Source organism: Streptomyces griseomycini (assembly GCF_014203535.1).
Taxonomy (GTDB): Bacteria; Actinomycetota; Actinomycetes; order Streptomycetales; family Streptomycetaceae; genus Streptomyces; species Streptomyces griseomycini.
In genome coordinates, this window is record NZ_JACHJI010000015.1 from 96,874 (window position 1) to 119,283 (window position 22,410).

The window sequence follows — 22,410 nt, forward strand, 5'->3', positions numbered from 1 at the left end:
CATATGCGGGGGGTTGGAGGGAGCGCTGACGAAGGGTCACCACTCCCGGGAGGCCCCAGGTCTATAAGCGCCGCATAAGTAGTGTCAACGCATATGCCCGCAGCAGGTCTCGACTTTGCCCTCTCATTAACCGAGCAGATGTTTCAACGCCTCGGGAGCCTCCTCGATCCGGTCCACGAGGGCGATCCGCGCCTCCATCGAGCGCTCCCGGGCGAGGGACCGGAGCAGGGGCCAGGTCGGCAGCTTCTCCGTCCAGTGCGCCCGGTTCACCAGCACCATGGGCGTGGGCTCGCCGCGCGACTCGTAGTAGTTCGGCGTCGCGTTGTCGAAGATCTCCTGCACGGTGCCCGCGGCGCCCGGCAGGAAGACGACCCCCGCGTTGCAGCGGGCGAGCAGGCCGTCCTCGCGGGTGGCGTTGGCGAAGTACTTGGCGATGTGGGAGGCGAAGGCGTTCGGCGGCTCGTGCCCGTAGAACCAGGTGGGGATGCCGACCGAGTGGTTGCCCTTCGGCCAGCGGGTGCGCACCTCGAAGGCGGCGCGCGCCCAGTCGGTGATCGACGGGGTGAACGAGGGCGCGCCGGCGAGGATCTCGCAGGCCTCGTCCAGAACGGGGTCGTCGTACGGAGCCGCGTAGGCGCCGAGGTTCGCCGCCTCCATCGCGCCCGGGCCGCCGCCGGTCGCCACGGTGAAACCCGTGCGGGTCAGCGCGCGGCCCAGCCGGGCGGCACCCCGGTACTCCTCGGTCCCGCGGGCCATCGCGTGGCCGCCCATGACCCCCACGACCCGCGCGCCGCGCAGGAGTTCGTCGAGGGCGTCGGACATGGAGTCGTCGTGGACGGCGCGCAGCATCGAGGCGAAGATGTCGCCGTCGGCCTTGGTCCGCTGGAACCAGGCGTACGCGCGGGCGTCCGGTGTCTCCTCGTAGCCCTGGTCGAGCGAGGCGAACAGGTCGTCGGGCGTGTACAGGTGACCCCGGTACGGGTCGAAGGGCAGTCCCGGGAGCGGCGGGAGGACCAGGGCGCCGTCGGCGCGGAGCTTCTCCGCCGCGTCCGGACGCATCCGGCAGCCGAGGAAGACGGCCCCGGTGGTGTCGGTGGTGAGCAACTCCCGCGTCCGGTCGGTCAGATCGACGGACTGGACACGGAATCCGGAGAGCGTGCCGCGGGCCGAGACGATCGCGTCGAACTCCTCGACCGTCTCTATCTCGCGGTCCCCGTGGTGAACGGCATGGGCGGGACTCGTCTGCACCCGCCCATGCTAGGCCCGTCCGCCCCCGGCTCTCCGCTCAGCCCTGCACCGCGGCCGGGTCCATCCAGACGACCTCCCAGGTGTGGCCGTCGAGGTCGTCGAAGGCGCGGCCGTACATGAAGCCGTGGTCCTGGGTCTCGCCGGTGACCGAACCGCCCGCCGCGACGGCCTTCTCCACCAGCTCGTCGACCTTCTCGCGGCTCTCCGCGCTCAGTGCCAGCAGCACTTCGCTGCTCTTCGTGGCGTCCACGATCTCCTTCTTCGTGAACTCCGCGTACTTCTGCCGGGTGAGCAGCATCGCGACGATCGTGTCGCTGATCACGACCGATGCGGCGGTCTCGTCGCTGAACTGCGGGTTGATCGAGTAGCCGAGCTCCGTGAAGAACTTCTTCGACGCGTCGAGGTCGTTGACGGCCAGGTTCACGAAGATCATCTGCTGGTACATGGTGGGGCCTCTCCCGTCGGTTCCGTAGCGTTCGAGGGGGTAGACCCGGGGGCCGCGCGGAACTCATCGGCCCGCGGAGGTTTTCTTCGAGGATTTTTTCGTACGGGCCTCAGCGGGCCAGCGTCCACGCCGACAGCTCGGCCACGAGCAGGGTCAGCGGCCCGAACAGGGCCAGGAGGGCACCGGCGCGGAGCGCGGCGGCCTTGCGCAGCGTCGTGACGGGCGCCCCGAGGCGCAGCAGCGCGGCCGTGGTGTCGGCGCGGGCGTGCTTGGCCTCGACGGCCGCCGTCAGCAGGGTCGCCGTCGTGCAGCCGGCCACCAGCAGCACCCCGAGCGCGGTGAGCGGGCCGACGGACGGTCCCTCGGGCTCGTTCAGCGAGACCATGGTGCAGGCGGCCGACAGCACGGCGCAGACCACCCCCAGCGGGCGGCCGATGCGGACGGCCTCCGTCATGAGGATCCGCCCGGCCAGCAGGCGCAGCGCGCCCGGCCGGGCCGTCTGGAGCAGCAGCCCGCACAGATGGGTGAGACCGGGACCGGCCAGGGCGAGGCCGGCGGCGGTCAGGGCCAGCCCGACCAGCGCGCCGGGCCGGTCGGCGGGCGCGCCGTCGGCGCCCGTACGGCTCGCGAAGACCTCCACGGCCAGCCCCACGGCCAGCACGGTGATGCCCCAGGGGAGGCCGGACAGCGCCGGTCGGACGGCGGCGGGCAGGGCCCCGACGGCCGTCTCCGGGGTGCCGGGGACCGTTTCCGGGAGGTCGGTCACCGCCCCGGAGGCGTCCGGGACACCGTCCTGCCTCTGCGCCTGCGCCTGTGCCTGCGCCTGCGCCTGTTCCTGCGGTACGGCGGTCGCCCGCCGTCCGCGCGCCGTCCCCAGATGCTTGCCGAACCGCCCGTACGCCCCGAAGGTCTCCGGCCTCGCCGGACGCCGGCCCGCGCCGAAGCGGCCGTACGCCCGCGCGCTGCGGGGCGCGCCCGTCACCGGCTCGCGCGGACGCAGTGCCACCGCCACCGCCGCCGACGCGCTCAGCGGCACCAGGGCCAGCAACGTCAGGGCCGCCGGGAGCGGCAGCGGCCGGTCCACGGCGAGGGAGTCCGTCGCGGCGCCGCCGAAGGGCACGCCGGTGAGGTCGCCGCGCAGGAGCAGGAAGACCAGCAGGGCGAACAGCGAGCCCAGCGCGCAGGACAGGGCCGTGGTCGCAGCGGAGACCGCCATCAGACGGGCCGGGCCGAGGCCGACCGCCGACAGACCGGGCCGGGGCCGGGTGCCCGGGTCGCTGCGGGCCACCGCGACCGCGAAGTACACGGTGGCCGCCATCGGGGCCGCGCACCAGGCCAGCCGGAGCGCCGAGGCGGACGGTGTGCCGGGGTGGCCCAGCGCGTGGCCGAGGGCGCACAGGAGCAGGAAACCCGTGCCCGCCGACGCGGTCGCGACCAGCAGGCGGCGCAGCTGGACGGCGGGATGGGCGCCTCGGGTCAGACGGAGAGCGAGCACGCCGCCCGGCCTTCCGTCTCGGCGGTCCCGGAGACCGGGGGCAGGTGCACGGTGCGCACGCGTCGCCCGTCGAGCAGCGACACCGTGCGGTCGGCGATGGCCGCGGTGTCCGGGTCGGCGGTCGCGAGGACCACCGTGATGCCGTGCGAACGGGCCGCCGCGGTGAGCGTGCGCAGCACGTGCCGGCGGTCGGCGCGGTGCAGCGGGGCGGTCGGTTCGTCGGCGAACACCACCGAGGGCGCCGGGGCGAGCGCGCGGGCGATGCACACCCGCTGCCGCTCCGCCTGGACCAGCACGTCCGGGTGCTTGCGGGCCTTGTCGCCGATGTCGAGGCGCTCCAGCCACTCCATGGCGGCCGTCTTGGCCCGGCGCCGCCCGGTGCCGCGCAGCATCAGGGGCAGGGCGGCGTTCTCCCAGACGTTCAGCTCGGGGACGAGCACCGGGTCGGGGTCGACCCACCCGAAGCGTTCCCGGCGCAGCCGCTCCCGGGCGACGGGACCCATGGTGTGCACGGGCACGCTGTTGAACCAGACCTCACCGCTGCGGGCGGGCACCAGACCCGAGAGGCAGCGCAGCAGTGTCGTCTTGCCGCTGCCGCGCGGGCCGCCGACGGCGAGGATCTCGCCCTCCCGGACGCCGAGCGAGACCCCGCTCAGCCCGGGTGAGCCGTCGTCGTGCCGGAAGTGCAGGGCACGTGCCCAGAGCACGTCGTTGTCCGGTGGGGCCACCATGGCGTACACCTCGGTTCGGATCGGAAATGCCGTGCGCGGTTCGGGTCAGTCCCCCGTCCGGGGGAACGAAGGCAGGGCCGATCGGTCACAGGAACGCTAGGCAGGCCACGGCACGAGGCCGGACAGCACGCGGCCCCGGGCCGCCGTTTCTCACTCGAACGGGCGGCACCGGGGCCGTTGATGATCATCCCAGCGGAAGATCACAGCCGTCGGCGGCTCACAGCTTCGTCCACGCCTCCGACAGCGTCGCGCGCAGGATCTGCTCGATCTCGTCGAAGGTCTCCTGGTCGGAGATCAGCGGCGGGGCGAGCTGGACGACCGGGTCGCCGCGGTCGTCGGCGCGGCAGTACAGGCCGTTCTCGAACAGCTTCTTCGACAGGAAGCCGTACAGGACCCGCTCGGTCTCCTCCGCGTCGAAGGACTCCTTGGTGTCCTTGTCCTTGACCAGCTCGATGCCGTAGAAGAAGCCGTTGCCGCGGACGTCGCCGACGATCGGCAGGTCGTGCAGCTTCTCCAGGGTGGCGCGGAAGGCGCCCTCGTTGTCCAGCACGTGCTGGTTGAGGCCCTCGCGCTCGAACAGGTCGAGGTTGGCGAGGCCCACCGCGGCCGACACCGGGTGGCCGCCGAAGGTGTAGCCGTGCAGGAAGGTGTTGTCGCCCTTGTAGAACGGCTCGGCGAGGCGGTCGGAGACGATGCACGCGCCGATGGGGGAGTAGCCCGAGGTCATGCCCTTGGCGCAGGTGATCATGTCCGGGACGTAGCCGAACTTGTCGCAGGCGAACGTCGTGCCGAGCCGGCCGAAGGCGCAGATGACCTCGTCGGAGACGAGCAGCACGTCGTACTGGTCGCAGATCTCGCGCACCCGCTGGAAGTAGCCGGGCGGGGGCGGGAAGCAGCCGCCGGCGTTCTGCACCGGCTCCAGGAAGACCGCGGCGACCGTGTCGGGGCCCTCGAAGAGGATCTGCTGCTCGATCTGGTCGGCGGCCCAGCGGCCGAAGGCCTCCGGGTCGTCGCCGTGGATCGGGGCGCGGTAGAAGTTGGTGTTGGGCACCTTGTGCGCGCCCGGGACGAGGGGCTCGAAGGGGGCCTTCAGGCCCGGCAGTCCGGTGATGGACAGGGCGCCCTGCGGGGTGCCGTGGTAGGCGACCGCGCGGGAGATGACCTTGTACTTGGTCGGCTTGCCGATCAGCTTGAAGTACTGCTTGGCGAGCTTCCAGGCGGTCTCGACCGCCTCGCCGCCGCCGGTGGTGAAGAAGACCTTGTTGAGGTCGCCCGGGGCCTCGTGCGCGAGGCGCTCGGCCAGTTCGACGGCCTTGGGGTGGGCGTAGGACCACACCGGGAAGAAGGCCAGCTCCTGCGCCTGCTTGGACGCGGTCTCCGCGAGCTCCGTACGGCCGTGACCCGCCTGCACCACGAACAGGCCCGCGAGGCCGTCGAGGTAGCGCTTGCCCTTGTCGTCGTAGATGTGGGTGCCCTCGCCCCGGACGATGGTGGGGACGGGGGAGTTCTCGTACGAGGACATGCGGGTGAAGTGCATCCACAAGTGGTCGTACGCGGACTTGCTGAGGTCGTCGGGACGGTCGGTGCTCACGATTATCGGGTTCCCCACATGTAGGTCTGCTTCTTGAGCTTGAGGTAGACGAAGCTCTCGGTGGAGCGCACGCCGGGCACGGCCCGGATGCGTTTGTTGATGACCTCCAGAAGGTGGTCGTCGTCCTCGCAGACGATCTCGACCATCAGGTCGAAGGAGCCTGCGGTCATCACCACGTACTCGCATTCGGACATGGCGGCCAGCGCGTCGGCCACGGACTCGACGTCGCCCTCGACGTTGACCCCGACCATCGCCTGGCGGCGGAAGCCCACGGTGAGCGGGTCCGTGACGGCGACGATCTGCATCACGCCCTGGTCCAGCAGCTTCTGGACGCGCTGGCGCACGGCCGCCTCGGACAGGCCCACGGCCTTGCCGATGGCGGCGTACGGCCGGCGGCCGTCCTCCTGGAGCTGCTCGATGATGGCGAGGGAGACGGCGTCCAACTGGGGACCGCCGCCGTTCTTGGACTCGCGGGAGTCCCTCGGGTCTGCGCTTCGACTGGCCACGAGGCCACTGTGCACGACGTCTCGACAGTTCCGCAAGGTTCATCCGATGAAATTCGTTGTCTGCGGCGTCTCAGTTTGCGGATTTCGCAGATGCGGGGCGGGTGGGGGTGTTGAAAACGTCAGCCGTCGGTTTAGGGTGGGTGTCTCAGAGGTTGGACACCTCGACACGTTCCGACCCGACACCTCGGACACCCACAAGGAACACCAGGAGGGCCTGCAGTGAGCACCGAGCTGCGTCGTCTGCGCAACTACATCGGCGGGGAGTTCCGGGACGCCGCCGACGGACGGACCACCGAGGTGGTCAACCCCGCGACCGGCGAGGCGTACGCGACCGCTCCGCTGTCCGGACAGGCGGACGTGGACGCCGCGATGGCGGCCGCCGCCGAGGCCTTCCCCGGCTGGCGCGACACCACCCCGGCCGAGCGGCAGAAGGCCCTGCTGAAGATCGCGGACGCCTTCGAGGAGCGCGCCGAGGAACTCATCGCGGCCGAGGTGGAGAACACGGGCAAGCCCGTGGGGCTCACCCGCACCGAGGAGATCCCGCCGATGGTGGACCAGATCCGCTTCTTCGCGGGCGCGGCGCGGATGCTCGAGGGCCGCTCGGCCGGCGAGTACATGGAGGGCCTGACCTCCATCGTGCGCCGTGAGCCGGTCGGCGTCTGCGCCCAGGTCGCCCCGTGGAACTACCCGATGATGATGGCCGTGTGGAAGTTCGCCCCGGCGATCGCCGCGGGCAACACGGTCGTCCTGAAGCCGTCGGACACCACCCCGGCCTCCACCGTCCTGATCGCCGAGATCCTCGGCTCGATCCTGCCCAAGGGCGTCTTCAACGTCATCTGCGGCGACCGCGACACCGGCCGCATGATGGTCGAGCACCCCACCCCGGCGATGGCGTCCATCACCGGTTCGGTGCGCGCGGGCATGTCGGTCGCCGAGTCCGCGTCCAAGGACCTCAAGCGCGTCCACCTGGAGCTGGGTGGCAAGGCCCCGGTCGTGGTCTTCGAGGACACCGACATCGCCAAGGCCGTCGAGGGCATCTCGGTGGCGGGCTTCTTCAACGCCGGCCAGGACTGCACGGCCGCCACGCGCGTCCTCGTCCACGAGTCGATCCACGACGAGTTCGTCACGGCGCTCGCCAAGGCCGCGGGCGACACCAAGACCGGCATGCCCGACGACGAGGACGTCCTGTTCGGCCCGCTCAACAACCCCAACCAGCTCAAGCAGGTGGAGGGCTTCATCGAGCGCCTGCCCGCGCACGCGCGCGTGGAGGCAGGCGGCAAGCGCGTCGGCGAGCAGGGCTTCTTCTACGCGCCGACCGTCGTCTCGGGCCTGAAGCAGGACGACGAGATCATCCAGAAGGAGGTCTTCGGCCCGGTCATCACCGTCCAGTCCTTCACCGACGAGGACCAGGCCGTCGAGTACGCCAACGGGGTCGAGTACGCCCTGGCGTCCTCCGTGTGGACCAAGGACCACTCCCGCGCGATGCGGATGTCCAAGAAGCTCGACTTCGGCTGTGTGTGGATCAACACCCACATCCCGCTGGTCGCCGAGATGCCGCACGGCGGCTTCAAGAAGTCCGGCTACGGCAAGGACCTCTCGGCGTACGGCTTCGACGACTACACGCGCGTCAAGCACGTGATGACGTCCCTGGACGCGTAGGCGCTCCGCTGGGTGAGGCGGCCGAAGCCCCCGGGTGCCGTCCGGGCTCCGGCCGCCAGGAGGCCGCGGGCCGTCCGGGGCCGGTCGCGCAGTTCCCCGCGCCCCTCTGGGCACGGGGCCCGCTGGCACGGTGCCGGGTCTGCGCACCGTTGCTCGACGCACCGTCGATTGTCCGCCTGCGGGAGGGGGCGGCATGCTGCCGGAATGCCGCTGAAACGCTCGTCCCTCTCCCGCCGTTCGCTGCTCCTGGGCGGCGGCGCGCTGCTCGGCGGGCTCGCCGGCTGCGGGGTGCCCGCCGCGTACATCCCGCCCGGTGAGCGCGCCGCCGCCGACCGTTCCGCCCGCGACAAGCGGCTGACCTGGGCGAACTGGCCGCTGTACATCGACACCGACGACGAACGTCCGGGCCGGCGGCCCACGCTGGAGGCGTTCGAGGAGCGCACCGGCATCGCCGTCGAGTACGTCGAGGAGATCAACGACAACGACGAGTTCTTCGGCAAGATCAGCCCGGCGTTGATGAACCGCCGACCCACCGGCCGCGACCTGATCGTCATCAGCGACTGGATGTGCGCGCGGTTCGTGCGGCTCGGCTGGGTGCAGGAGATGGACCGCGGCCGTCAGCCGAACGTCACGCGGTACCTGGACCCGCTCCTGCGCTCCCCCGCCTTCGACCCCGGCCGGAGGTTCACCGTGCCGTGGCAGTCGGGCATCACCGGGATCGCGTACAACCGGCGCGCACTCGGCCGGGAGATCCGCGGCGTGGCCGACCTGTGGGCGGGCGACCTGAGGGGCCGGGTGACCCTGCTCTCCGGCCTGGACGAGGCGTTCGCGCTGCTGATGCAGGGCGACGGGGTCGACATCACGCGCTGGACGGCGGACGACTTCCACCGGATGTGCGACCAGGTGGAGGAGCAGGTCGCCAAGGGGCAGATCCGCCGCTTCACCGGCAACGACTACATCAAGGACCTCAGCAGCGGTGACGTGCTGGCCTGCCAGGCGTACTCCGGTGACGTGGTCCAGCTCCAGGCGGACGATCCGGACATCCGCTTCGTCGTCCCGGAGGAGGGCGCCGAACTGTGGTCGGAGTCCCTGATGATCCCCGACCTGGCCCGGCACAAGGCCAACGCCGAGCGGCTGACCGACCACTACTACGACCCCGGGGTGGCCGCCGAACTGGCCGCCTGGGTCGACTACGTCTGTCCGGTCCCGGCCGCCCGCGACGTCCTCGCGTCCTCGTCCGACGAGGAGACCGCGTCCCTGGCCGAGGACCCGCTGGTCTTCCCGGACGCGGCGATGCGCGAACGGCTGGTGATCGCGCGGGACATCACCCCGAAGGAGCGCACGGAGTTCGCCGGGCGCTGGAACGGGATCGCGGGGCTGTAGCAGGATCGGCCGCATGGACGACTCATCGCGTGAAGGACACGTGGGCGGGACCGGTCACCTACGGGCTGCTCGCGGCCTGGGCGCTGCACGACCTGGAGGAGCCGGCGACCCTGCCGGGCTGGCTGCGGCGCAACGTGCCCGCCTTGCGCGAGCGGTTCCCGGAGGTGCCGGAGCGGGTGTGGCGACGGGCCGAGGCGCTCGACCGGCGTGAATTCACCGTGGCGGTGGGCGTGACGGGGGCGATCGTCGCGGCCGCGTCGGTCGCCGGGCGGCGGACCGCAGGCCGCTCGGCCTTCCACCGGTCCGCCCTGGACGGCTTCGGACTGCACGGCCTGGTCCACCTCGCCCAGGCGGCGGCCGTGCGCGGCTACACCCCGGCTCCGTGACCTCGCCGCTGCTGGTCGTGCCGTTCACCCTCTGGGCGCGCGGTCGGCTGCGCCGGGCCGTCGTGCTGCGCCCCGCCCGCCCCCGCGACCTGGCCGTCGGCCTGGCGACGGCGGGGGCGGCCACGGCCGCGTCGCACGCGGTGGCGCGCCGCCTGGTGCGCGCGGCGCGTGCGGACCGCTGACCCCGACCCGGTTTTTGAACATGTTCAACACAGGCGTACGCTGCCGTCATGAGCGACAGAGCCGCCCTGCTCAAGGGCATCCGCGCCTGGCTGGTGTTCTTCGTCGTCTGCCTGGTGCTCAGCGGCGCCACGGCCTTCCCCCTGGTGCACGAACTGCGCTGGACCGAGGAGGTGCTCCGCTCCCTGGACGCACCGGAGCACCTCCCCGCCCTCATGGAATGGATCGAGCGGGTCCGGGACGGACTCGACACCGCCGACGCCGACCACCCCTTCCTCCTCTACGGCACCGACTGGCTGGCCTTCGCCCACCTCGTCATCGCGGTCGCCTTCTACGGCCCCTACCGCGACCCCGTCCGCAACATCTGGGTCGTCGAGTTCGGCATGATCGCCTGCGCCGGCATCATCCCGCTCGCCCTCGTCTGCGGCCCGATCCGCGGCATCCCCTTCTGGTGGAGCGTCATCGACATGGCGTTCGGCGTGTTCGGGGTGATCCCGCTGTACGTCGTGCGGAGGAGGATCAGGCGACTGGAGGCGCTCACGCCGAACACGGCGCCCCTGCCCGCTACATGAGGGCGGCCGCCAGGATCCGGTCGGCGACCGGGTTGGGCGCGGTGTCCTTCGCGTCGGTGTCGGCGATCGAGTACACGAGGGTGCGGCTCAGGTCCTCGGTCGCGGCGATCGCGGAGCTGTAGCCGTGGCGGGCGCCGGTCCTGAACCAGTAGACGGTGCCCTCGTGCTCCCAGCGCTGCAGGCCCGCGCTGTAAGTGGCGTCGGGGATGTCCGCCGGGACGGTGAACATCTCCCGCAGCTGCGGTTCGGGCACGATCCGCCCGCCGAAGAGGGCCGTGACGAGACGCTCCAGGTCGGTGGTGGTCGAGATCATGTCACCGGCCGCCCAGCGGTCGGACTGGTTCCACTCGGTGACGTCGACGAGGCGTGTCGTCCCGTCGGGCCGGGGCACCGCCTGGTAGCCGCGGTTGTGCGGTCCCCGGATGCGGGGATCGGTGCCCGGGAAGTACGTGTGCCGCATCCCGGCGGGGCGCAGCACGAGCCGGGTGGCCTCGGCGGCGTACGGGCGCCCGGTCACCTTCTCGATCAGCATGCCGAGGACCGTGTAGTTGACGTTCAGGTACTGCTGCCGCTCGCCGGCGGTGAACGCCGGCCCCTTCGCGACCGCCGAGGCCACCACCCGCTGCGGTGAGAGCGTGTCGTGGCGGTGCGCGTACTGCTCCGCGAAGGAGTCCCCCCAGCCGTCGCCCGGCTGGATGCCGCTGGTGTGGTTCAGCAGGTTCCGTACGGTGACGGGCACCGTGAACTCGGGGCCGAGCAGCCCGGGGAGGTAGCGCTCGACCGGCGCGTCGAGGTCGACCTCGCCCTGGGCGGCCAGCCGGAGGACGACGGCCGCCGTCACTACCTTGGTCGTCGAACCGGCCCGGAAGCGCGCGTTCGGGTCGGCCGCCCGGCCGCTCACCAGGTCCCGCACCCCCGAACTGCCCCGCCAGGAGCCCTCGGTGCCGCCCAGTCGGACCAGCGCGGCGGTCGCGTCCTCGTCGGGCAGCCCCTCGATCGCGTCGCACAGCGCGCCGTTCGAGGGGGTCGTGGTGCACACGGCGGCCGGGGAGGAGGGGGAGGCGAGGGCGGGCGCGGCGAGTGGGCCCGCGCCCAGGGCGAGGACGAGGGAGGCGGCGAGGAGGGGGGTGCGACGGCGGACGCGCATCGGTGCTCCGAAGGGGTATCGGTGGATGGACGTGATCATCCTCCGGCCGTACGCGCGTGTCCGGATCATCACCGAGAAGGGCGCCTGCCCTGGCGTTTCCCTGATCAACTTCCTTCTGCGGCGTGGGGGTTGTCAGGGATTGCCCCTGAGGCGGCCGCGCCGTCCCGGGGTCCGGTGCCGCGCAGTGCGCACAGGACGTCGATGCGGTTGGTGGTGATCGAGTCCACCCCCAGCGCCAGCAGGCGGCGCATGGAGCGGCGGGTGTCCGGGGTCCAGACGGAGAGCAGGTAGCCGTCGCGGTGGACGCGGTCGGCGAGCGTCCGGTCCACCAGGCTGAAGCGGTAGTTCAGCCAGCGGGGGCGGATCGCCGCCAGGAGGCCGGCGCGCGGCGGGGCCAGGGTGGCCCGGGTGAGGGCGATCTCGGCGGACGGGTCCGCCGCGCGCACGGCGAGCATGGCGTGGGCGCCTGCGCAGTAGTAGACCCGGTCCTGCGCGTCGCACGCGCGCACGGCGTCCACGACCCGGCGCGCGGCACGGGCGTCCGGCACGCCGGGCAGATCGATCATCACGCGGCTGCCGTCCGTCGCCGTCAGCGCGTCGGAGAGGGTCGGCACTCCGCCCTCCGTGACGTCGCGTACCTCCTCCCACGACAGGGCGAGCACCGGGCGGTCGTGGTCCCACAGGCGCAGCAGCGTCTCGTCGTGCAGCAGCACCGGCACGCCGTCGCGGGTGAGGCGTACGTCGATCTCGACCGCGTCCGCGCCCCGGCGGAGCGCGGAACGCAGCGAGGCGAGGGTGTTCTCGCGGACGCGGTAGGGGTCGCCGCGGTGGGCCACGGCGGTCACGTTCTGCATGGCGGCCCTCCGAGGAGCGGTCAGGGGGCGAGCCAGGTCGTGGTGTAGGCGTCGATCTCGGCGGCCAGTCCCGCCTTGCCCGCCGGGTCCATGAAGGACGCCTCGACCGCGTTCTTCGCCAGGTCGGCCAGGCCCCGCTCGTCGAGGCCGAGCAGGCGCGCGGCGACCGCGTACTCGTTGTTGAGGTCGGTGCCGAACATCGGCGGGTCGTCGGAGTTGATCGTGACCAGGACGCCGGCCCGTGCGAACTCCTTGACGGGGTGCTCGTCGAGGGTGGTGACCGCGCGGGTGGCGATGTTGGAGGTGGGGCACACCTCCAGGGCGATGCGCCGCTCGGCCAGGTGCCGGAGCAGCTCGGGGTCCCGGGCGGAGCTGGTGCCGTGCCCGATCCGCTCGGCGCGCAGCTCGTCGAGTGCGTCCCACACCGTCTCCGGGCCGGTGGTCTCGCCGGCGTGCGGCACCGAGTGCAGCCCGGCGGCGATCGCGCGGTCGAAGTACGGCTTGAACTGCGGGCGGGGGACGCCGATCTCGGGTCCGCCGAGGCCGAAGGAGACCAGGCCCTCGGGACGCAGCCGGTCGTCGGTGGCGAGCCGCGTGGTCTCCTCGGCGGACTCGAGGCCGGCCTCGCCGGGGATGTCGAAGCACCAGCGCAGCACGGTCCCGAAGTCGGTCTCGGCCGTCTTGCGGGCGTCCTCGATCGCGTCCATGAAGGCACGCTCGTCGATGCCGCGGCGGGTGGAGGAGAACGGGGTGATGGTCAGCTCGGCGTACCGCACCTGCTGCCGGGCCAGCTCGCGGGCCACCTCGTAGGTCAGCAGGCGGACGTCCTCGGGGGTGCGGATCAGGTCGACGACGGACAGGTATACCTCGATGAAGTGGGCGAAGTCCGTGAAGGTGAAGTAGTCGACCAGGGCCTCGGGATCGGTGGGGACCCTGGAGTCGGGGTGGCGGGCGGCCAGTTCCGAGACGATGCGGGGGGAGGCGGAGCCGACGTGGTGCACGTGCAGTTCGGCCTTGGGCAGTCCGGCGATGAAGGCGTGCAGGTCGCGGCCCGGGCCGGCGGTGGCTGCGTCGAGGCGGTCGGTCAATGTTCCTCCCCGGAACGGCGTCCCCGGCCGGTGCGCGGCGGGACGCGGGTGATCGGCTGATCGGTGGATCGGGGATCATCGTAGGCCGGGTGCGCGCGGTGGTGGACCGCGCCGTAGCATGACGGGACGTTCGACTAAGGGGGCCCAAGCGGATGTCCGACGACGCGCAGACGCCGGGAGCGCGGGAGAACACGGGATCCACCGGGGCCACGGGGGGCGGTGCGCCGTCAGAGGATCCGCAGGCCCCCGGCGTGTGGCCGGCACCGGTCGGCGGCGGTGCCGGGGACGCGGTGCCGCAGGACGGTCCGCTGGTGGACCTGGGCGCGCCGGACACGCCGGCGACGGCAGGCACCCCCGACCCCTGGGCACCTCCGGCCCACGGCACACCGGCCTCCGGCCGGGGAGCCGGCGGTCCCGGCCCCGGTTCCGGCGGTCCGGGTGAGACCCTCGCGGTCGGCGACCCCCAGCCCTGGTCCTCCCCCTCCGCGGCCCCCTCCTCCCTGCACGACCAGCAGACGGTCACCTCGTTCCCCGCGATGGGCGCGCCCGCCCCGCCCCCCGCCCACGGTTCGCCGGCCGATCCCTTCGCGCCCCCGGCCGCGAGCGAGCCGGTCCCGCCGCCGCCCATAGCCCCCGACGGGCCCGGCCGGGTCCCGTACGGCTATCCGGGCGGGTACGGCCACCCGGCCGCGCCGCCGCCCGGGTACGGCGGTGTCCCGGGACAGGCCTACTACGGCTGGACCGGCATGGCGCCGGTGCCGAGCAACGGGCTGGGCGTGACCGGACTGGTGCTGGGGATCATCTCGGCCGCCGTGTTCTGCCTGTGGCCGGTGGCCATCCTGCTCGGCGTCCTGGGCGTGATCTTCGGTGCGGTCGGCCGGGGCAAGGCCGCCCGCGGCGAGGCCACGAACCCGGGCCAGGCCCTGGCCGGGATCATCTGCGGAGCGGTCGGCACGGTCCTGGGCACCGGATTCGGCGTGCTCGTCCTCACCACATCCCTCTAGGCGGCGCCCCCGCCCGCCCGGAGCCGCGCCCTCGCCTCCATCAGCGCGAACCCCAGCAGGTTCGGCCCCCGCCACCGCTCCGGGTCCGCCGCCCCCGCGTCGTTCGCCGCGAGGCCGATGCCCCACACCCGGTCCACCGGGCTCGCCTCGACCAGCACCCGCTCGCCCGTGTTCAGCAGGAAGTCCCGCAGGTCCGGATGCGCCGCGAACTTGTGGACACTGCCCTCCACGACGATCCGGAACCGCTCCCGGCTCCATGTCGCCTCGTCGAAGCCCCGCACCAGCCGCCCCGCCTTCTTCGCCTGCGAGGGGTGGTCCGCGGCCAGCACCCGCCGCTCCGCCTCCGCGTCCGCGAACAGCCGGGCCTTGGCCGCCATCATCCAGTGCTCGGCGGTCGCGTACCGGACGCCGTCCACCGTGAACGGCGACGGCCACCACTGACTCAGACAGCTCGCCCCGATCCGGCCGTCGGGCAGCGGCCGATGTCCCCAGAAGTGCAGGTACTTGACCCTCTCCCCGGCCCGCAGCGCCTCGACCAGCGCCTCCCTGGAACCGATCGTCCCCGTCGTCCCGCTCACCGCCGCCCCCGTGATCCCTTCCATGCACGCGAGTCTGGCACGCACCACTGACACTCCGTCCTGCCTTTTCCGTGGTTACTCGACACCCGGTCGACAGATTCCGTCGCGTAACCAAAAGGCAACAACGGAATCACTTGTTGGGGTTCCATCCCTCTGTCAGGATCGGCACTCAAATCGAGCTGGAGCCACGCCGCCCCCTCTCGGGGACACGGAGGAGAGCGACATGCACAACCCGGGCAACGCCGCCCCGGAACGATTCCCCGCCCAGGACCGCTTCGCGGACGGGGCGCAGTTCATCGCGGGACGTGTGACGAAGGGAACCTCGGGCCGTACCCACGCGGTCGTCGACCCGGCCACCGGCGAGGAGGTGTACACCTACGAACTCGCCGGCACCGACGACGTGGACGCTGCCGTCGCCGCGGCCCGTGAGGCGTTCCCGGCCTGGGCGGGCGCCACCCCGGGCGAGCGCTCCGACGCCCTGCACCGGTTCGCCGCCGTCGTCGCCGAGCGCGCCGAGGAGTTCGCGCAGGCCGAGTCCCTGCAGTGCGGCAAGCCGCTGAAGCTGAGCCGTGAGTTCGACGTGCCGGGCACCGTCGACAACATCGCCTTCTTCGCCGGCGCCGCCCGTCACCTGACGGGCCAGTCGGCCGGCGAGTACTCCGGCGACCACACCTCCTACGTCCGCCGCGAGCCGATCGGCGTCGTCGGCTCCGTCGCGCCCTGGAACTACCCCCTCCAGATGGCCGCGTGGAAGATCCTCCCGGCGATCGCCGCGGGCAACACCATCGTCCTCAAGCCCGCCGAGCTCACCCCGCTGACCTCACTCCTGTTCGCCCGGGCCGCCACCGACGCCGGCCTCCCGGACGGAGTCGTCAACATCGTCACCGGCACCGGAAAGGAGGCGGGTGAACACCTCGTCGGCCACCCCGACGTGGCCATGACCTCCTTCACCGGCTCCACCGCCGTCGGCAGGCGCGTCGCCGAGATCGCCACCGCCACCGTCAAGCGCCTCCACCTGGAGCTCGGCGGCAAGGCGCCCCTCGTCGTCTTCGACGACGCCGATCTCGACGCCGCGGTCAACGGCGCGGTCGCCGGCGCGCTGATCAACACCGGGCAGGACTGCACCGCCGCCACGCGCGCGTACGTGCAGCGCCCGCTCTACGAGGCGTTCGTCGAGCGGACGGCCGCCCTGATGGAGACGGTCCGGCTCGGCGACCCCTTCGCCGCCGGCACCGACCTCGGCCCGTTGGTCTCGCACGCCCAGCGCGACCGCGTGGCCGGCTTCGTCGACCGGGCGCGCGCCTACGCGCGCGTGGTGACCGGCGGCGAGGCCCCGCGGGGCGACCTCGCGAACGGCGCGTACTACCGCCCCACCCTCATCGCCGACGCCCCGCAGGACAGCGAGGTCGTGCAGTCCGAGATCTTCGGACCGGTGCTGGTCGTCCTGCCCTTCGACACCGACGACGAGGGCCTGGCCCTGGCCGACGACACCCCGTACGGGCTCGCCGCCTCCGCGTGGACCCGCGACCTCTACCGCGCCAACCGGGCCACCCGCGAGATCAAGGCGGGATGCGTGTGGATCAACGACCACATCCCGATCATCAGCGAGATGCCGCACGGCGGCTACCGCGCGTCCGGCTTCGGCAAGGACATGTCCGCGTACTCGTTCGAGGAGTACACCCAGATCAAGCACGTCATGTTCGACAACACCGCGGTGGCCCGCAAGGACTGGCACCGCACCATCTTCGGGGACCGATAGCAGCCAGGCCGCCCGACCCGCGGCCACCCTCCCGAAAGGGCACCACGCGCATGGAGCAGTACGAGCCCGACCGCCTCTCCGCGGCCCAGGTGGCCGCCATGCGGCGCAGTTTCCGCAACGGCAGGGCGGCGCTGACGCGCCGTTCCCTGCTGCGCGCCTCCGCGGGCGGCGCACTCGCGGTCGGCGGAGGCGGGGCGCTGAGCGGCTGCGGGATCCCCGCGGCCGGCAAGACCCAGGGCGGCGTCTCGGCAGAGGACCACTCGAAGGAGGAGAAGACCGTCAACTTCTCCAACTGGACCGAGTACATGGACGTCGACGACAGCGGCCGCAGGCACCCCACGCTGGAGGCGTTCACGAAACGCACCGGCATCAAGGTCGAGTACACCGAGGACATCAACGACAACACCGAGTTCTTCGGCAAGATCAAGCCGCAGCTCGCCGCCGGCCAGGACACCGGCCGCGACATCATCGTCCTCACCGACTGGCTCGCCGCCCGCCTGATCCGCCTCGGCTGGGCGCAGAAGCTGGACCCGGCCAACCTCCCGAACGCCTTCGCCAACCTGTCGCCCCAGTTCCGCAGCCCCGACTGGGACCCGGGCCGGGCCTACTCCTATCCCTGGCAGGGCATCGCGGCCGTCATCGCCTACAACAAGAAGGCGCTCGACGGGGTCGAGGTGAAGACCCTCTCCGACCTGCTGGACAACCCGAAGCTCAAGGGCCGCGTCGGCCTCCTCACCGAGATGCGCGACACCATGGGCCTGACCCTGCTCGACATGGACAAGGACCCGGAGAAGTTCACCGCCGACGACTACGACGCGGCGCTCGCCCGTCTCCAGAAGGCCGTCGACAAGGGCCAGATCCGCCGCTTCACCGGCAACGACTACACCGCGGACATCAGCAAGGGCGACTTCGCCGCCTGTGTGGCCTGGGCCGGGGACGTCGTCCAGCTGAAGGCGGACAACCCGGACATCGACTTCCTGATCCCCGACAGCGGCTACATGATGTCCAGCGACAACCTGCTGATCCCCAACAAGGCCCGGCACAAGACCAACGCCGAGCGGCTCATCGACTACTACTTCGAGCCGCAGGCGGCCGCCCGGCTCGCCGCCTACATCAACTTCGTCTGCCCCGTCGACGGGGTGAAGGACGACCTCGCGAAGATCGACGAGGACGCGGCGAACAACCCGCTGATCCTCCCCGACCGGGCCATGCAGGCCAAGTCCCGTGCCTTCCGCTCCCTGAGCTCCGAGGAAGAGACGGTGTTCGAAGAGAAGTTCGCGAAGCTCACTGGGGCGTGACGAGATGAAGACGACGAAAGACACCACCACGGCCGGCCACGGCGGCGGGGACGTCCGCCTCACCGGCATCAGCAAGACCTACGGCTCCTTCACCGCCGTGCATCCCCTCGACCTGACCGTGCCGGAGGGCTCCTTCTTCGCCCTGCTCGGCGCGTCCGGCTGCGGCAAGACCACCACCCTGCGGATGATCGCCGGCCTGGAGGAGCCCACGGCCGGCACCGTCCACCTCGGCGACCAGGACGTCACCGCGCTCCCGCCGTACAAGCGGCCGGTGAACACGGTCTTCCAGTCCTACGCGCTCTTCCCGCACCTCGACATCTTCGAGAACGTCGCCTTCGGCCTGCGCCGGCGCGGCATCAAGAGCGTGAAGAAGCAGGTCGACGAGATGCTGGAGCTGGTCCAGCTCGGCGAGCAGGCGCGCAAGAAGCCGCACCAGCTCTCCGGCGGCCAGCAGCAGCGCGTCGCGGTGGCCCGCGCGCTGATCAACCACCCCAGGGTGCTGCTGCTCGACGAGCCGCTGGGCGCCCTCGACCTGAAGCTGCGCCGCCAGATGCAGCTGGAGCTCAAGCGCATCCAGACCGAGGTCGGCATCACCTTCGTGCACGTCACGCACGACCAGGAGGAGGCCATGACCATGGCCGACACGGTCGCCGTGATGAACGGGGGCCGGGTGGAGCAGCTCGGCTCGCCCACCGACCTGTACGAGAACCCGCGGACCACCTTCGTCGCCAACTTCCTCGGCACCTCCAACTTCATCGAGGCCGAGGTCGACTCCACGTCCGGCGACGAGGTCGTGCTGAAGGCGGGCGGCGGCAAGCTCGTCCTGCCCGCGGCCCGCACCAGCGCGCCCACGACGACCGGCGGCAAGGTGCTGGTCGGCGTGCGCCCGGAGAAGATCTCCCTCACCCACGCCGACGACGCCGGCGAGATCCCCGAGGGCCGCAACCGGATCACCGGCAGGATCGCCGACTCCAGCTTCATCGGCGTCTCCACGCAGTTCGTGGTCGACAGCCCGGTCTGCTCCGACTTCGAGGTCTACGTCCAGAACATCGACCGCGACGCCCGGCTGGTGCCCGGCGCCGAGGTCGTCCTGCACTGGAACCCGGCGCACACCTTCGGCCTGGACGCGGCGCAGTCCCTGCTCGCCGGGACAGTGGGCTCCGCGGGCGTCGAGACCGCCGAGGAAGAGGTCGCCTGATGGCCACGGTCACCGAGGCGCCACCCCTGGCGCCCGCCCCGGGGACGAAACCACCGCGCAGGCGGGGCCGCTGGACGCCGTACCTCCTGCTGCTGCCCGGACTGCTGTGGCTGCTCGTGTTCTTCGCGCTGCCGGTGATCTACCAGGCCTCCACGTCCGTGCAGACGGGCTCCCTGGAGGAGGGCTACGAGGTCACCTGGCACTTCGCGACCTACTGGGACGCGCTGTCCGAGTACTGGCCGCAGTTCGTCCGCTCGGTGCTCTACGCGGCCTCCGCGACCGTGCTGTGCCTGCTGCTCGGCTACCCGCTGGCGTACCTGATCGCGTTCCGCGCGGGACGCTGGCGGAACCTGATCATGATCCTGGTGATCGCGCCGTTCTTCACCAGCTTCCTGATCCGCACGCTCGCCTGGAAGACGATCCTCGCCGACGGCGGCCCGGTGGTCGGCGCCCTGGACGCGCTGCACGTCCTGGACGTGACGGCCTGGCTCGGGTGGACCGCCGGCGACCGGGTGCTCGCCACCCCGCTCGCGGTGGTCTGCGGTCTGACGTACAACTTCCTGCCGTTCATGATCCTGCCGCTCTACACCTCGCTGGAGCGCATCGACCCCCGGCTGCACGAGGCGGCGAACGACCTGTACGCCAGGCCGTCGACCACCTTCCGCAAGGTCACCTTCCCGCTGTCGATGCCGGGCGTGGTCTCCGGCACGCTGCTGACCTTCATCCCCGCCACCGGCGACTACATCAACGCGGACCTGCTCGGCTCCACCGACACCCGCATGGTCGGCAACGTGATCCAGTCGCAGTTCCTGCGGATCCTCGACTACCCGACGGCCGCCGCGCTCTCCTTCATCCTGATGGCCGCGATCCTGTTCATGGTCACGTTCTACATCCGCAGGTCCGGCACGGAGGATCTGGTTTAAATGACCCTCGTCAACTGGCTCAAGCGCCACCTCGTCGTCATCGCGGGACTGCTGACGCTCGCGTACCTCCTCCTGCCGAACGTCATCGTCACCGTGTTCTCCTTCAACAACCCGAAGGGGCGCTTCAACTACGCGTGGCAGGAGTTCTCCACGGACGCCTGGAAGGACCCCTGCGGGGTCTCCGGGCTGTGCGCCTCGCTGTCGCTCAGCCTCCAGATCGCGCTCTGGGCGACGCTCGGCGCCACCCTGCTCGGCACGATGATCGCCTTCGCGCTGGTCCGCTACCGCTTCCGCGCCCGCGGCGCCGTGAACTCGCTGATCTTCCTGCCGATGGCGATGCCCGAGGTGGTCATGGCGGCCTCGCTGCTCACCCTGTTCCTCAACATGGGCGCGCAGCTGGGCTTCTGGACGATCCTGATCGCCCACATCATGTTCTGCCTCAGCTTCGTCGTGGTCGCCGTGAAGGCGCGCGTGATGTCGATGGACCCGCGGCTGGAGCAGGCCGCCCAGGACCTGTACGCCGGCCCGTTCCAGACGTTCGTCCGGGTCACGCTGCCGATCGCGGCGCCCGGCATCGCGGCGGGCGCGCTGCTCGCCTTCGCGCTCTCCTTCGACGACTTCATCATCACCAACTTCAACGCCGGCTCGACCGTCACCTTCCCGATGTTCGTCTGGGGCTCCGCCCAGCGCGGAACGCCCGTGCAGATCAACGTCATCGGCACGGCCATGTTCGTCGTGGCCGTTCTGCTGGTGCTGGTGTCCATGGTCGTCGGCAACCGCCGCAAGCGGCAGAAGGCATAGAGAAGAAACCGGAAGCACCCCGTAGGGAGTTGAAATCATGGCCCCTAGCGCCATGAGCCGTTGGACGAGATCCCTTTCCGAAGCCCGGCCGGTGGCCTACTGGCTGGACGACCCCGGCAGGCCCGAGCCCGAACCCGCCCTCACCGGCACCGAGACCTGCGACCTGCTGGTCGTCGGCGGCGGCTACAGCGGGCTGTGGACCGCGCTGATCGCCAAGGAGCGCGACCCCGGGCGGGACGTGGTGCTGGTGGAGGGCCGCGAGGTGGGCTGGGCCGCCTCGGGCCGCAACGGCGGGTTCTGCGCCGCCTCCCTCACCCACGGCCTGCCGAACGGGCTCACCCGATGGCCGGGCGAGATCCACAAGCTGGAGGAACTGGGCGCCCGCAACCTCGACGCCATCGAGGAGACGGTCGCCCGCCACTCCATCGACTGCGACTTCGAACGCACCGGCGAGATCGACGTCGCCACCGAGGCCCACCAGGTGCGGGAGCTGCGCGACTGGTACCGGGAGGTCGAGCGCGCGGGCCTCGCCGAGGGCATCGACCTCCTGGACGCCGAAGCGGTGCGGGAACAGGTGGACTCCCCGACCTTCCGGGCCGGCCTGTGGGACCGGCGGGGCGTGGCGATGCTCCACCCGGCCAAGCTCGCCTGGGGCCTGAAGCGGGCCTGCCGCGAACTCGGCGTGCGTGTCCACGAACGCACCCCCGCGCTGACGTTGAAGCCGTACGGCGCCGGCATGGCCGTCCGCACCCCCTACGGGCAGATCCGGGCCCGCACGGTGGCCCTCGGCACGAACGTCTTCCCCAGTCTGGTCCGCCGGGTCCGCTCCTACACCGTCCCGGTCTACGACTACGCCCTGATGACCGAGCCGCTCACCGCCGACCAGCTCGCGTCGATCGGCTGGAAGAACCGCCAGGGCCTCGGTGACAGCGCCAACCGGTTCCACTACTTCCGGCTCTCCGCGGACAACCGCATCCTGTGGGGCGGCTACGACGCGATCTATCCGTACGGCGGCCGGGTGCGCGCCGAGTACGACGACCGGCCGGAGACCTACGCCAAGCTCGCCGGGCACTTCTTCACCTGCTTCCCGCAGCTGGAGGGCGTGCGCTTCACCCACGCCTGGGGCGGCGCGATCGACACCTGCTCCCGCTTCTCGGCGTTCTTCGGCACGGCGCACGCGGGGAAGGTGGCGTACGCGGCGGGCTACACGGGGCTCGGCGTGGGCGCCACCCGCTTCGGCGCCGAGGTGATGCTTGACCTGCTGGCGGGGGAGCGGACCGAGCGCACGGAACTGGAGATGGTGCGCAGGAAGCCGCTGCCGTTCCCGCCCGAGCCGTTCGCGTGGACCGGCATCGCGCTCACCAAGTGGTCACTGGCCCGGGCCGACGCGCACGGCGGGCGCCGCAACCTGTGGCTGCGGACGATGGACCGGCTGGGGCTGGGCTTCGACAGCTGAGGCGACAGCGGCCCGGGCGACAGCGGCTGAGGCCACAGTCGGCGGCAGAGGTCTTGACAACACGATTGGTCTGGACCAAGTTGGGCGCGCTCCACCCTCCTCGTCCCC

Annotated in this window: 20 protein-coding genes and 1 pseudogene; 11 read left to right on the forward strand and 10 right to left on the reverse strand. The window is 71.6% G+C overall.

What is annotated here, in order from left to right; translation table 11 throughout:
• Positions 1–126: 126 nt before the first annotated feature.
• From FHS37_RS31605 to FHS37_RS31630, 6 genes are all read right to left on the reverse strand, one after another.
• Positions 127–1,248, reverse strand: coding sequence for an LOG family protein (locus FHS37_RS31605; protein WP_184827544.1), 1,122 nt, complete (start codon positions 1,246–1,248; stop codon positions 127–129).
• Between the two features lie 37 nt (positions 1,249–1,285).
• Positions 1,286–1,693, reverse strand: a complete 408-nt coding sequence (locus tag FHS37_RS31610) for a VOC family protein (RefSeq protein WP_184827546.1) — start codon at positions 1,691–1,693, stop codon at positions 1,286–1,288.
• 109 nt (positions 1,694–1,802) lie between these two features.
• A complete protein-coding gene (locus FHS37_RS31615) occupies positions 1,803–3,188 on the reverse strand; it encodes a hypothetical protein (RefSeq protein WP_184827548.1) in 1,386 nt (461 codons plus the stop codon).
• Positions 3,170–3,919 (reverse strand): ABC transporter ATP-binding protein, encoded by a 750-nt coding sequence (locus FHS37_RS31620; RefSeq protein ID WP_184827550.1) that lies wholly within the window; start codon positions 3,917–3,919, stop codon positions 3,170–3,172. Before FHS37_RS31620 ends, FHS37_RS31615 begins: the two co-directional genes overlap by 19 nt.
• A gap of 217 nt (positions 3,920–4,136) precedes the next feature.
• Positions 4,137–5,510, reverse strand: a complete 1,374-nt coding sequence (locus FHS37_RS31625) for an aspartate aminotransferase family protein (RefSeq protein WP_184827552.1) — start codon at positions 5,508–5,510, stop codon at positions 4,137–4,139.
• A gap of 2 nt (positions 5,511–5,512) precedes the next feature.
• The gene (locus FHS37_RS31630; RefSeq protein WP_184827554.1) at positions 5,513–6,031 is read right to left on the reverse strand and encodes an Lrp/AsnC family transcriptional regulator; all 519 of its coding nucleotides are present in this window, start codon (positions 6,029–6,031) and stop codon (positions 5,513–5,515) included.
• A 204-nt stretch (positions 6,032–6,235) separates the two neighbouring features.
• Here FHS37_RS31630 and FHS37_RS31635 point away from each other — a divergent pair, with 204 nt between their 5' ends.
• From FHS37_RS31635 to FHS37_RS31650, 4 genes and pseudogenes are all read left to right on the forward strand, one after another.
• On the forward strand, positions 6,236–7,675 hold the full coding sequence (locus FHS37_RS31635) for a gamma-aminobutyraldehyde dehydrogenase (protein ID WP_184827556.1): 1,440 nt from the start codon (positions 6,236–6,238) through the stop codon (positions 7,673–7,675).
• A gap of 204 nt (positions 7,676–7,879) precedes the next feature.
• Positions 7,880–9,058, forward strand: coding sequence for a polyamine ABC transporter substrate-binding protein (locus FHS37_RS31640; protein WP_184827559.1), 1,179 nt, complete (start codon positions 7,880–7,882; stop codon positions 9,056–9,058).
• A 29-nt stretch (positions 9,059–9,087) separates the two neighbouring features.
• A pseudogene (locus FHS37_RS31645) lies at positions 9,088–9,626 on the forward strand (HXXEE domain-containing protein).
• Between the two features lie 48 nt (positions 9,627–9,674).
• Entirely contained in the window at positions 9,675–10,196 is a 522-nt protein-coding gene (locus FHS37_RS31650) for a hypothetical protein (protein ID WP_184827561.1), read from the forward strand.
• On the opposite strand, the gene FHS37_RS31655 is transcribed toward FHS37_RS31650, so the two are convergent.
• The 3 genes from FHS37_RS31655 to FHS37_RS31665 form a co-directional block, all read right to left on the reverse strand.
• A complete protein-coding gene (locus FHS37_RS31655; protein ID WP_184827563.1) occupies positions 10,189–11,343 on the reverse strand; it encodes a serine hydrolase domain-containing protein in 1,155 nt (384 codons plus the stop codon). The genes FHS37_RS31650 and FHS37_RS31655 overlap by 8 nt on opposite strands.
• A gap of 104 nt (positions 11,344–11,447) precedes the next feature.
• Positions 11,448–12,197: a glycerophosphodiester phosphodiesterase gene (locus tag FHS37_RS31660; RefSeq protein ID WP_184827564.1), complete on the reverse strand. Its 750-nt coding sequence runs from the start codon at positions 12,195–12,197 to the stop codon at positions 11,448–11,450.
• A 20-nt stretch (positions 12,198–12,217) separates the two neighbouring features.
• Positions 12,218–13,285 carry an adenosine deaminase gene (locus FHS37_RS31665; protein ID WP_184827565.1) on the reverse strand — a complete coding sequence of 356 codons (1,068 nt, stop codon included), beginning with the start codon at positions 13,283–13,285 and terminating at the stop codon, positions 12,218–12,220.
• Between the two features lie 152 nt (positions 13,286–13,437).
• Here FHS37_RS31665 and FHS37_RS40040 point away from each other — a divergent pair, with 152 nt between their 5' ends.
• On the forward strand, positions 13,438–14,289 hold the full coding sequence (locus FHS37_RS40040; protein WP_229890092.1) for a DUF4190 domain-containing protein: 852 nt from the start codon (positions 13,438–13,440) through the stop codon (positions 14,287–14,289).
• On the opposite strand, the gene ybiA is transcribed toward FHS37_RS40040, so the two are convergent.
• Positions 14,286–14,891, reverse strand: coding sequence for a riboflavin biosynthesis intermediates N-glycosidase (gene ybiA, locus FHS37_RS31675; protein WP_184827566.1), 606 nt, complete (start codon positions 14,889–14,891; stop codon positions 14,286–14,288). The two genes, FHS37_RS40040 and ybiA, sit on opposite strands and share 4 nt — an antisense overlap.
• A gap of 199 nt (positions 14,892–15,090) precedes the next feature.
• On the opposite strand from ybiA, the gene FHS37_RS31680 reads away from it, so the two are divergent.
• The 6 genes from FHS37_RS31680 to FHS37_RS31705 are packed head-to-tail and all read left to right on the forward strand — an operon-like array spanning position 15,091 to position 22,302.
• Positions 15,091–16,626, forward strand: coding sequence for a gamma-aminobutyraldehyde dehydrogenase (locus FHS37_RS31680; RefSeq protein WP_184827567.1), 1,536 nt, complete (start codon positions 15,091–15,093; stop codon positions 16,624–16,626).
• 50 nt (positions 16,627–16,676) lie between these two features.
• Complete coding sequence (locus FHS37_RS31685; RefSeq protein ID WP_184827568.1) at positions 16,677–17,924, forward strand: ABC transporter substrate-binding protein; 1,248 nt, start codon at positions 16,677–16,679, stop codon at positions 17,922–17,924.
• A gap of 4 nt (positions 17,925–17,928) precedes the next feature.
• Positions 17,929–19,122: an ABC transporter ATP-binding protein gene (locus tag FHS37_RS31690; protein ID WP_184827569.1), complete on the forward strand. Its 1,194-nt coding sequence runs from the start codon at positions 17,929–17,931 to the stop codon at positions 19,120–19,122.
• On the forward strand, positions 19,122–20,045 hold the full coding sequence (locus FHS37_RS31695; protein ID WP_184827570.1) for an ABC transporter permease: 924 nt from the start codon (positions 19,122–19,124) through the stop codon (positions 20,043–20,045). Before FHS37_RS31690 ends, FHS37_RS31695 begins: the two co-directional genes overlap by 1 nt.
• Complete coding sequence (locus FHS37_RS31700) at positions 20,046–20,846, forward strand: ABC transporter permease (RefSeq protein WP_184827572.1); 801 nt, start codon at positions 20,046–20,048, stop codon at positions 20,844–20,846.
• 37 nt (positions 20,847–20,883) lie between these two features.
• Positions 20,884–22,302, forward strand: coding sequence for an NAD(P)/FAD-dependent oxidoreductase (locus FHS37_RS31705; protein WP_184827574.1), 1,419 nt, complete (start codon positions 20,884–20,886; stop codon positions 22,300–22,302).
• Positions 22,303–22,410 lie beyond the last annotated feature (108 nt).